Below are 9,610 nucleotides of genomic sequence, written 5' to 3' on the forward strand. Positions count from 1 at the left end.
GACTGGTCGAGCAGCTTGACCGTGAGCGCGGCGTTAGTCTCATGAATCTCCATTGGAATGGGCGCAACATGACTCCCGTCGCCGACGCTTGCCGTCTCATTGTGCTATACGGCACATTTGCCGGCATTGCCAATTTAAGCAAAACGGCGTCACGAACATCCCACTGCGAGCGATGTTTTCGCGCTGTGACGTCCCTTCGCGGACCGACTTGATGCTCAGAATGGCGATCATTTCCCGCTTTTTCAGGAAATGTTTTGGCCAATTTGCTTAAGTTGACAATGCCCTTCTACCGCTTCAAGGAACTATACGACAAGGGCGGCGAAGCGGCCCTGCAGGAAATCTCGCGACCACCCGCTGATGCAGAACCGCGTGCATGCGCAGGTCGAGGCCGCGGTGATCGAACTGATGCTGGAATTGCTCGTCCATGGTCAGATCAGTATCGCCAACGGGGCGCTCAAACGCCACGCCCTCAGCGTCTCGCCGCAGGGGGCGTAGAGTATCTGGCTGCGCTAGGCCTCGTGATCATGAACAAGCGCCTGAAGGTGGTGGAGGCGAAGCCCGTCCAGGAAGGGCTGGTGCTGACCGAATCACAGCTAGGTGCGCTCGAGCGCGCGAAACTGGAAAAGGAAACGCACGGTGGATTCGAATCTGAATGCCCCAGGCTGCTTCAGCGCCCAAGACACGTTCTAAGCCGGTACGCTCAAAGGCCGTGGGTCGCGTCTATCAGCAGACCTTTGTCGATACCTACTCGAAGGTGGCGTTCGCCAAACTCTACGACCGTAAGACACGGCTGCCAACTGACTGCCATTCGACGGCCTATGGGATTGCCCCGAACTGCATGGTCTCCGGCAGTAGAAAGCGCTAGGTATTGTTAGACGGTCTTTGAGCGTAAAGCGTTGTTTGTTCCGACTCCAAACAAGTCTGGAACGTCTAGTCCCAGTTCGCGCAAGACGCTTCATGGTGATGTCCCGTCGCCACGGCGGCCAGTGGCTATAACAGGTCTGCTGGGGTGGAAAGGTTGCGGGCAGGTATTGTTATCTTTCGCGATTCACCGACACCCAGAGTGTGCTGTTTAGCGTATCACGTGGATCGATTCACGGGCGCCTGCGGCAGTGGGACCATTCGATGAACAGGTGCGATACCCGAGCCTAGTTGTCGTCAAGCGGAATGGAATAGCAAGCATTGGTTTCCTCCAACCGGAACACAGGCTGGTGCGGCGCGCAGACAGAGGGAAACAGAAATGTCTACCGCGTGTGGTAGCTCATACCACGACATCCGATATCTCAAGTTTCCTGCCCCACTCAGCCCGTAGACTCTCGTCAGCGATATCCACCCGAAGCCATCCAGCGCCGCCCCGCTCACCATTGCATGATATTGCTACTGGGGGTATTGCTCCACAGATGAACTTTACTAGCGTCAATTTAAGCACTCTCTTTTGACTAGCTCTCGCCTGTGACAATCACTCTGCACCCCATCTGTAGCTGAACCCGCTGGCGTCCATGGGTTCGCACCTACCTCATTTCGCCGGCCTCTGAGTCGCGCCACGCGTCGATCAGCAACGGTCGGCGAAGCATCTGCGCCAGCAATACACCCAAAAGAGCGACTCCGCCGCCTAGGAAATGATACACATGCAAACGTTCTCTGAACCAGCCAACCGCGATGACGGCTGTCACGACAGGTAGCATGTTCATAAACATGCTGCAGCGGTTAGGGCCCAGATATTTGACTCCCTGTACCCAGAAATACGGCACTACGACGGAAGCAAGCACACCCGCATATGCGATCAACGGCAAGCTCGCCCGATTCGGTAGCGCCGTGTGCAGCGGCAACCGAAATTCGAAAGGCAGCATGAAGATCAGCGCGGCGATTGACTGCAAATAGGTCGACTGCCATGACGGTAGGCCGAAGTGCCAGCACCGCAGCAACACGCCGTATAGCGCGTAAGCCAGAGCCGCAATCAGCATCAGCAGATCGCCCACGTGGTCGCCGCCTGCGAGAAGTGCCGCCGGGTTTCCTGAACTGATCAGGTAGACTAGACCACTCAAGGATAGAACGCCGCCGTATAGCATGCCCACTGTCGGCGCTTCGCGCAACAACAACACGGAGAGAAGCATCGTCAGGAGCGGCACGAGCGATGTGATGATCGCCATGCTGGTTGCGGTGGTGGTTTTCGCTGCCTGGTATGCCAGGCATTGAAACAGCGCCATGGCGAGAAAGCCTAGAAACGCAAGTCTGGGCAATTGCGGCACGATAACGGCGCGATTCCGCCACGCCGGTTTCAGCACAAACGTACTCATCAGTGCGACAGCAACAACAAGTCGCCAGAACGTGATGGCCGTCGGATCGATGGTATTGACCGACAGCTTCGAAACCATCATGTTGCCCGCCCATAGCAGTATTGCGATGAAAGGAAACAGGAAATACGGGGCAGACATGGTGGAACATCTCCTGAAAATAGGAAACTGGAAAATTACGTCCGCGGCAATCGAGAGTTAGAGAGGCGTCTTGACTGAATGCGAGGCGCCATCGTGTCAGCATGACCTCAATACCGCTTCCGCGCCGGCGGCAAAAAATTGGCGCAGAGAAATCGAATTGTGCAGGCCGTCCTACCTTTATCGTTGTCTCGACCACGAACTCTGGGCATTCAGAATATTCTGATGTCGAACTTGGCAGCAGATCTTTTATCGAAGATTTGCGATGATCATGTCCGGCGTCATTCCTTCTGATTGAAGGACATCTGCGGTATCAGGGGGAACGCACGCGTCAGCGATGATCGGCTCATCACGTTCTTCTAGGATACCTAGCGTGCCGCACACTCATTTAAAATTCATTACAATTTTGCTAGAAAAATTGGCATTGCCATCTGAAGCAAATTGGCCAAAATATTTCCTGAAAAAATGGGAAATGATCACCATTCTGAGTTTCAAATCGGTTCGCGGGGCGACGTCATAGAGCGAAACATCTATCGCAGTGGGATATTCGTGACATCGATTTGCTCAAATTGACAATGCCTTTTCGACACCCTTTGTTTGTTAGATTGTGCGATTGAACAAATAAAAATTCCAATGATATATCGGCATCTTTGCAATGCCGAGTTGTCATATAAGTGTTCATGCGAAATTGAGCGCGCTCTCCTGGATTACGCCGAGAACACGCCTTTGGGACAACCGAGGCAACCACGCACGCTCGATGAGCTTCTGCTCGATCCACGCTGCCCGAATCCAGTGCACCACTTGCGCAAGCTTTACGCGGACCCGATGACGGGCAGTTGATCGCCTGCCCGTCCAGTCCTTTCACCACGCCGTGTCGACGGCTCATCCGATTCAGATGGCGTATTCGCCGAAGAAATTTCGGTGGTTTGGGAAGAAGAGTAAGCGGCTCGCCTGGGCCATTCGTCCATGCGCGTGCGCGTGAGGCATGATGGTGATCTAGACCTGTCTGGTCAGGTAGCGGGATTCGGTGGACTGGTTGGCTTGTACAGCTTGTCGGCCACACGCCAAGGCAGGGGCTCGTCGATGCGATTGATTTTGTGGTCAGCGATGCGAGTTAGCACATAGTCCAGGTAGGCACGTGAATCGACGTCATTGAGTGTGCAAGTGCCGATCAGCGCATACATCGCGGCCGCGCGTTCGCCGCCACTGTCGGAGCCGGCAAATGGCAGAGGTTTTTTTGATTGGCGATCGCGGCCACGGACGCGCAAACAGGTCGGTCGGGGCCAGTCCGCGATCGGTAATCAAAAAAACGTTTGTGCTAAACCGCTCCGCAGGCGCTCGTTTTTATGGGCATTGAATGCACGGCGCTGTGATTCGCGAGACCCGGCGCGTGGTCATTGGGCGACAGAGCCGGACAATCCGACGGAGCCGGTCGCGCGAAGACAACGGCAATACGCTGGTCAACGGGCAGGTAATGCGCACTTGTGCGGCATTGTGATGGAGCGAGAACGCCGGAGCACGAGTGGGTTCGCGTTGGCCGCATGGGGGAAGACCAACGTGCTCGAGGCGATGGTGATGCCGGTCAGTGAACATGGCTGGGGTCAGGTGGAGCCCGGGGCAGGATGTCAGGCCTGTCGTCAGGCAGCGCGCCGTCGATGCGGACCATATGGCCCTTGCCGCACACGGGGCAATCGCGCAGTGACCTGCCGGTGAGCCGCTGGTAACGGTCACGGTAGTCCTCGCCGGGGGCAGGTAACGCAGCGACGGGCGGCTCGACGCCGAGCAGCCGCCGGCAGGTGGCCAGTTGCGCTGCCCGGTGACAGTTGGCGAGCCAGCCGTAGCTGCGGATGCGCTTGAAGCCGCCGGGCAGTACATGCAGAAGGAAGCGGCGGATGAACTCGTCGGCCGTCAGGATCATGGTCCTGTGGCGGGCTTCGTGCCGGTAGTCCTTCCACGGGAACAGCACCGAATCGCCATCAAAGCGCAGCAGCCGGTTATTCGAGATGGCGACGCGATGCGTGTAGCGGCCCAGGTAGTCGAGCACCTGTTGGGCGCCGCCAAACGGTGGTTTGGCGTAGACCACCCACTCGGCCTGGGCGGTGGGCGCAAGCCACGCGGCGAACGCCTGGGGATCCCGCAGGCGTTCGAGCTGGCCATCGAAACGCAGCCCGCCGGCGTCGAAAGCGCGGCGCAGTTGCTCGAGGAACAGGCGGCGAAACAGGCGCGAGAGCACGCGCACGGGCAGGAAGAAGCCGGGCCGGCAGGCGATCCAGCGCTCGCCATCCAGGGCAATGCCGCCGCCTGGTACGACGCAATGCACGTGCGGATGGTGCAGCAGATTCTGCCCCCACGTGTGCAGGACCGAGAGGAAGCCGATTTCCGCGCCGAGATGTTTTGGATCGGCGGCGATCGTGCGCAGCGTTTCGGCGCTGGTGCGGAACAGCACGTCGTAGAGCACGCGCTTGTTCTGGTACGCGAGTGCCGCAACGGGTTCTGGCAGCGTGAAGACCACATGAAAGTACTCCACCTCGGGAAGCAGTTCGGCGCGTCGGCGTTCGAGCCATTGCGCACGGGCAAGTGACTGGCACTTCGGGCAGGCGCGATGCCGGCACGAGTTGTAGGTGATGCGTTGATGCCCACATGTATCGCATTGCTCAATATGTCCGCCGAGTGCGGCGGTGCGGCACAGTTCGATCGCGCTCATCGCGCGCCGCTGGGCACGACTGAGGGCGTCGGCATGGGTCTGCCTGTACTGCGGGCCGCGGCGGAGGAAGATGTCCGCCACTTCGAGCGCCGGTCTCATCGCCAGGTTCAGAAGTACTCGGGCGCAGCGGGTGCAGACGGAATGGGTTCAGGGCGCGGAAGAAGGTCGAAGGGACTGGTGGTGGCGCACACAGTGCTGGTGGCCACTTTAAGGTAACGCGAAGTTGTGGACAGGGACCTATGGCCCATGAGCAGCTGGATCCTGCGCACGTCGGTACCGGCTTCCAGCCGATGTGTGGCGAACGCGTGACGCAAAGAATGCGGTGTTACTGGCTTCTGGATCCCGCTGCGCTTATGTGCAAGCTGGCATGCCTGGCCGACGGCATCGCGGCTGATGGGGTGTCCGGGAATGTTGCCTGGAAACAGCCACTCGCGCGGGTGGGCGTCGTGCCAGTAGGTTCGCAGGATCTCGAGCAGCCGCGGCGAGAGCATCACGTACCGGTCCTTGCGATTCTTGCCCTGGTTCACACGGATGACCATGCGCTTGCTGTCGATGTCGGTGACCTTCAGGTGGACGACCTCCGACACCCGCAGGCCGGCTGCGTAGGCAACCATCAGGATGGCCCGGTGCTTCAGGCTGGGAATGGAGCCGAAGAAGGTGGTGATCTCCTCGAGGCTCAGGACGACCGGTAGTCTGAACGGCTTCTTCGGCAGCGGGAAATCCTCGTCGCTCCAGTCACGTTTGAGCGTCACACGGTAGAGGAAACGCAGTGCGCCGATCGTTGCGCCGAGACTGGCGGGTGCCAGCTTGCGTTCTTCGCGGAGGTAGACGAGCCAGGCGCGGATCTCCTCGGGACCCAGCAGTTCGGGCGAGCGGCGGAAGTGTCGGGCGAAACTGGATACCTGAATCAGATAGGACTTCTGGGTATTATCCGCAAGGTTGCGGATCTGCATGTCATGCAGCATGCGTTGGCGCAGTGGCGTCATGGCGAGCCTCCTGGAAGCAGTGGATGGAATGCCCAACCGGGCGTTCACATACTGCTCCTGGCGATACCGCTCACCACCTCGCTGGGGTTCAGCGCCAGACGACCCTCTTCATGAAACGTCAGCCATCGACCTGTGCCCGCCTCCCACTACCGCGTCAGCGGTTTAGTACAAGAAGCGTTATGCGGAGCGGGTGTTTGTCGCGCGGTTTGCGTAGTCGATGCAGGGTGGAGCGATGAATGTTCCTTCTGTCGGCGGCGCGACAGCGGCAGAAGCGGCGACTCCACGCGGTGACGATCGATAAGAGTGGGGCGAATCCGGCAGCGCTCGAGGCGAGCAACGTCGATCAGTATCCGCCGGTCAAAGTACCTTACCAACACCATCGAGCAGGACCATCGGGCGATCAAGGGGAGGACTCGACCGATGTTCGGGTTTAAGGATTTTCGTTGTGTTCATATCCTTTTAGGTGGCATCGAGCTGATGCACATGATCGCCAAGGAGCAAATGAAAGATGGTGACATCCGACAAACTCCTGCCGAGCAATTCTACCTGTGGACTGCATAAGCATTCCTCCTCATATCGCGATCCTTCGCCTAGCCACCCTTAATGCGACAAAGCGTCAAAAATAGGCAATGGCTCGTTTCGATACAAGAAGAGCGCCTGGTTGATGTCGCCTGATAGATCGGTGGCCGTCGGGGTAACGCGAAGTGCTTCCTGGGGTATTCGTACTTTCCGTGCATTTTCTGGCGGTTTGCACGAAAAATCACTTTCAGATCAACGAGTTAAAAATCCGTCAAGTTGCAAAAGCCTGTGAGGCCACAGAGCCTTGCTACAAGCGGTTTCTTACGCCGCCACCGCCAGATTTTGCACGGATCGAACGAATACCCCTGCTTCGCCTCGATGGCGAGTCCACGCGTGAACATCACGATGCCGGCCATGGCCGCGCCGATCAGGCTCTCGCCGGGTGTCGGCAGCTTGGCCGCATCGGATGCGATGTTGATGATCGCGCCGCGCTTTGCTTCGCGCATGTGCGTGAGCGCCGCGCGACTGCAAAGCAGTTGCGCGAACAGGCAGCGTTCCAGGATGCCGGGAATCGCTTCGAGCGGCGTCTGATGCAACAGCCTGGGCAGATCGTTGCCGCCCGTCGAGTTGACCAGCAGATCGATACGCCCGAACGCGGCGATCGCGTCGGCCATGATGCGTTCGGCAACGACGGGCTGCGCGGCGTCGCCGAGGGAGACGGCGATTTGCGCATGAGGATAGGTGGATTGCAATTCCGTGCGCGCGAGGTCCGCGCGCTCCGCGTTGCGGCCGTTCAGAAGCACCCCGGCCGCGCCGGCTGCGAGCAACGCATTGGCACACGCACGGCCGATTCCGGCCGTGCCGCCGGTGACGACGGCCACAATGGGCCGAAGCTTCGATACGGAGATGGGTTCTGGCATGAGGGTGGCGTCCTGGCGTGGGAAGATCGGGGAAATTTCAGTGTAGTAGCTAATTGACCTGCTGGGTGACGGACCTACTGATAGGTTAGAATTCCAGCGCACTGGTCAGAGGACTGCGCGTGATCGACAATTCGATGAACCGGTGAAGCGGGTTCGCCCGATCAGATCATTTCAGTAAGGCGTCAGCAAGTATGAAGGCATTTTCTTTGACGATTGGAGCAGCACGATGAGCACCTGGAAGAATGCGGTGCTCGGCGCGAGCGAACAGTTCGATCGCAAGCGCGACGTGCTTCTGCGCGAAGCAGCTGCGTCGTTCAACAGGCGTGGGTATCACGGAACGTCTCTCGCTGAGATTGCCAAGAAGCTCGGCGTCACTAAGGCGGCGCTCTACACCTACGTACCGAGCAAGGAAGAACTGCTGTACTTCTGCCACGATTCGGCGATGAACAGCGCCGTCGAAATTCTTACGCAGGCGCGGGCGAGCAACGGTAACGGCCTGCAGAAGCTCGTGATGACACTCAGGCGCTACGTGGATCTGATGCTCGGCGAAGACGGCAGCTACGTCGTGCTGCTCGAAGAAAACGCAATGAAGCCCACGCATATGCGCGCGATCGTCAAGCGCCGTGACAAGTTCGAACATGGTCTTCGCGAGCTGGTCAGCGAAGGCATTGCGGACGGCAGCATCGTGCCGTGCAATCCGAAACTCGCCATCTTCATGGTCATGGGCGCGATGAACTGGAGCCGGAAGTGGTATCAGCCTGACGGGCAATGGAGCGGGCCGCAAATCGCCGTGTCGCTGGTCGAGATTCTCGAACGCTCGCTTGCGGGCACGCCGGTCAAGGCACTGATCGAAGATCCGTCGAAAGTCGATGCAGAAGAATTTCTCGACGGCACGCGCACAAGCGAGTCGCCGCGTCCGCTGGCCTAGCTGGTGCGGGGTGTCAGGCGATCGACTGGCCGACCGCAAATTCGTATTGCCCAGACGCCGTAGCGACCTGGTTCGCGGCATTTCAGGCGGCAGGCGGTCAAGGACAAATGATCGTTGAACCGCCGTTCGGAAAGAACGGCCACGGCATGTTCGCAGTCGCTTCGTCAATTCCTATATGGTTTGCCACACGTCGAGCAATTCCTTGCTCCGTTGGTGCCGATGAGACAGGTGCGCTTACCTGGAAATGATTCGAGAGTTGAAAGTGTACGCGGCGCGTGTTACGGGTTCGTGAGCGATAGTGTATTGAGGCAGTTCGGTTCTTCAGGACTTCATGAACCGGTCGCGCATCACCTCAAGAAACGCGGCAGCCGGCCTCGGCAACTGTGTGGTCTGCGGCGCTGCGACGACAACCCGTTGCGCAGGCACAGTGGAGTCAAAAGGACAGCACACGATCGGACGCCCGTCATAGCATAAATCGCCGACCGGGCGAGTCACGAGAATCGAAACGCCATGCCTGTTCGCGACCAGCGACCGGATCATCTCGACGGAGCGCAATTCCAGCGCAACCGTCGGCGATACGCCAGCCAGCCGGAACAACGAAAGAAAATAGTCGCGGCTGTGTGGCATGTCGAGGAGGAAAAACGGCTCATCGACTAGGTCATGGATCGTTACGACACTCTGCCTGGCAAGCCGATGACCTTCTGGTAGCAGTGCATAAGGTGATTGCTCGCCAATCGTGTGAAGCACTACCTGGCGCGCGAGATCATCCATGTCGTAGATCAGCGCCACATCCGGGATATCTTCACGATACAAGGATTGGGTCGAGCAGAACACCAATGACGCGATCGAGAGAGGCGCGTTCGGTGCGCCCGCGTTTGCAGCCAATGATCGCCTGTTCTGGGGCAACGATCGACTTGAGATGCTCGACCATTTTCTCGGCACAGTACACTGACCACCGTCGCTTGCTTGAACGCGACGGCGCAATCAACGCTGCGGCAGACCAGCATGAAAGTTTGGTCGCCTGGCCTTACGTTGCGGCGAGATCCCGTGTGCGACGGCGGGAGCTCATTCTAGTCACCGCTTGGAGCAACACAGACGCTGCTTCAAAAGCCTCAATTTGG

At 58.6% G+C, this 9,610-nt stretch carries 7 protein-coding genes and 3 pseudogenes; 4 read left to right on the forward strand and 6 right to left on the reverse strand.

Features of this window, described 5'->3' with window-relative positions:
- Positions 1-284: 284 nt before the first annotated feature.
- Positions 285-787: pseudogene (locus P0D96_RS46715) on the forward strand (IS481 family transposase); the annotation flags it as partial.
- Between the two features lie 724 nt (positions 788-1,511).
- Here P0D96_RS46715 and P0D96_RS46720 read toward each other — a convergent pair.
- The 4 genes and pseudogenes from P0D96_RS46720 to P0D96_RS46735 all read right to left on the reverse strand — a co-directional run bounded on the left by P0D96_RS46720 (position 1,512) and on the right by P0D96_RS46735 (position 6,122).
- Complete coding sequence (locus P0D96_RS46720) at positions 1,512-2,435, reverse strand: DMT family transporter (RefSeq protein ID WP_256458551.1); 924 nt, start codon at positions 2,433-2,435, stop codon at positions 1,512-1,514.
- A gap of 1,007 nt (positions 2,436-3,442) precedes the next feature.
- A pseudogene (locus P0D96_RS46725) lies at positions 3,443-3,655 on the reverse strand (transposase domain-containing protein); the annotation flags it as partial.
- Between the two features lie 359 nt (positions 3,656-4,014).
- A complete protein-coding gene (locus tag P0D96_RS46730; protein WP_408321004.1) occupies positions 4,015-5,235 on the reverse strand; it encodes an IS91 family transposase in 1,221 nt (406 codons plus the stop codon).
- Positions 5,236-5,243: 8 nt separating this feature from the next.
- A complete protein-coding gene (locus P0D96_RS46735; RefSeq protein ID WP_408321006.1) occupies positions 5,244-6,122 on the reverse strand; it encodes a tyrosine-type recombinase/integrase in 879 nt (292 codons plus the stop codon).
- Between the two features lie 239 nt (positions 6,123-6,361).
- Between P0D96_RS46735 and P0D96_RS46740 the strand changes: the two are divergent.
- Positions 6,362-6,683: pseudogene (locus tag P0D96_RS46740) on the forward strand (DDE-type integrase/transposase/recombinase); the annotation flags it as partial.
- Between the two features lie 218 nt (positions 6,684-6,901).
- On the opposite strand, the gene P0D96_RS46745 reads toward P0D96_RS46740, so the two are convergent.
- Positions 6,902-7,561: an SDR family NAD(P)-dependent oxidoreductase gene (locus P0D96_RS46745; protein WP_408321008.1), complete on the reverse strand. Its 660-nt coding sequence runs from the start codon at positions 7,559-7,561 to the stop codon at positions 6,902-6,904.
- A gap of 226 nt (positions 7,562-7,787) precedes the next feature.
- On the opposite strand from P0D96_RS46745, the gene P0D96_RS46750 reads away from it, so the two are divergent.
- Positions 7,788-8,489, forward strand: coding sequence for a TetR-type transcription factor C-terminal domain-containing protein (locus tag P0D96_RS46750; protein WP_408321010.1), 702 nt, complete (start codon positions 7,788-7,790; stop codon positions 8,487-8,489).
- 321 nt (positions 8,490-8,810) lie between these two features.
- Here P0D96_RS46750 and P0D96_RS46755 read toward each other — a convergent pair whose 3' ends face one another.
- Positions 8,811-9,302, reverse strand: coding sequence for a LysR substrate-binding domain-containing protein (locus P0D96_RS46755; RefSeq protein ID WP_408321012.1), 492 nt, complete (start codon positions 9,300-9,302; stop codon positions 8,811-8,813).
- Between the two features lie 31 nt (positions 9,303-9,333).
- Here P0D96_RS46755 and P0D96_RS46760 point away from each other — a divergent pair, with 31 nt between their 5' ends.
- On the forward strand, positions 9,334-9,441 hold the full coding sequence (locus P0D96_RS46760) for a DsbA family protein (protein WP_408321014.1): 108 nt from the start codon (positions 9,334-9,336) through the stop codon (positions 9,439-9,441).
- The last annotated feature ends 169 nt before the right edge of the window (positions 9,442-9,610 follow it).

Origin of the sequence: Paraburkholderia sp. RL17-347-BIC-D, assembly GCF_046027915.1 — a bacterium.
Classification (GTDB): Bacteria; Pseudomonadota; Gammaproteobacteria; order Burkholderiales; family Burkholderiaceae; genus Paraburkholderia.

Coding starts and splice junctions, on each gene's coding strand:
- P0D96_RS46720 (WP_256458551.1), bottom strand. CDS start 2,435: ATGTCTGCCCCGTATTTCCTGTTTCCTTTCATCGCAATACTGCTATGG.
- P0D96_RS46730 (WP_408321004.1), bottom strand. CDS start 5,235: ATGAGACCGGCGCTCGAAGTGGCGGACATCTTCCTCCGCCGCGGCCCG.
- P0D96_RS46735 (WP_408321006.1), bottom strand. CDS start 6,122: ATGACGCCACTGCGCCAACGCATGCTGCATGACATGCAGATCCGCAAC.
- P0D96_RS46745 (WP_408321008.1), bottom strand. CDS start 7,561: ATGCCAGAACCCATCTCCGTATCGAAGCTTCGGCCCATTGTGGCCGTC.
- P0D96_RS46750 (WP_408321010.1), top strand. CDS start 7,788: ATGAGCACCTGGAAGAATGCGGTGCTCGGCGCGAGCGAACAGTTCGAT.